Here is an 861-nt window from a genome sequence, read left to right on the forward strand (position 1 = left end):
CTCTTGAGACTGAGCGACACTCCTTGGCCTCGGAACGTCGATGGGACTCGCTTGTCGCAGCTGCTATCACGAACGTCGGTCTGCTAATTGCTTGCTTGTTGCCACTTGCTTTGGCTTGGCTACTGCTCGTTCGCCCACCGGAAACTGGGGACGACCAAGTGATTGTGGAAATCATGCTCGATGACCTCACGGCATCGAGGCCACTGCTCTTGCATCGTGGTACGGACACATCACCGCGACACTTGACCGATCACGACGAAAAATCGACTTGACCAAACCTCCAACAGAAAGGAAAACGCTTTGTCACACATCGTTACGATCACGACTGAGATTCGTGATCCGGTCGCTTTGCGGGCATCGTGCCGTCGACTTGAACTCGACGAACCGATGCATCAAACCGTGAAGCTCTTCAGCGCCGAAGTAACTGGTTACTGCGTCCAGTTACCTCGCTGGCGTTACCCCGTCGTCTGCGACACGACTGCGGGGATGGTTCACTTCGATAATTACGAAGGCAACTGGGGCGAACAGTCCCAGCTCGATCGACTTATCCAGCGGTACGCGGTTGAAAAATCCGTATTGGAAGCACATAAGCAGGGTCACTCGGTGACCGAACAATCGCTCGCTGATGGATCAATCCGCCTCACCGTCTTAGTCGGAGGTGCGAGTTGAAAACAATTCAAATCACCGTCGCCCCCTCCGGCGAAACGAAAGTCGAAACCAGCGGTTTTTCAGGAAGCGAATGCCGAGAGGCGAGTCAGTTCGTGGAGGCCGCCTTGGGTGCGAGACGCTCCGAAACGATTACTGCGGAATTTTACGCAGGCCAATTACAATCCGAAAACCAAACTCAACGGGAGGGATAAT

General features: G+C 54.1%; 2 protein-coding genes and 1 pseudogene. All 3 read left to right on the forward strand.

Features of this window, described 5'->3' with window-relative positions; all coding sequences use genetic code 11:
- Positions 1–272, forward strand: a pseudogene (locus tag ABD971_RS09900) (hypothetical protein); the annotation flags it as partial.
- A gap of 28 nt (positions 273–300) precedes the next feature.
- Positions 301–669 carry a DUF1257 domain-containing protein gene (locus ABD971_RS09905; protein ID WP_345321625.1) on the forward strand — a complete coding sequence of 123 codons (369 nt, stop codon included), beginning with the start codon at positions 301–303 and terminating at the stop codon, positions 667–669.
- Positions 666–860, forward strand: a complete 195-nt coding sequence (locus tag ABD971_RS09910) for a DUF2997 domain-containing protein (protein ID WP_345321627.1) — start codon at positions 666–668, stop codon at positions 858–860. The genes ABD971_RS09905 and ABD971_RS09910 overlap by 4 nt, the downstream gene beginning before the upstream one ends.
- Position 861 lies beyond the last annotated feature (1 nt).

Source organism: Novipirellula rosea (assembly GCF_039541335.1).
GTDB classification, from domain to species: Bacteria; Planctomycetota; Planctomycetia; order Pirellulales; family Pirellulaceae; genus Novipirellula; species Novipirellula rosea.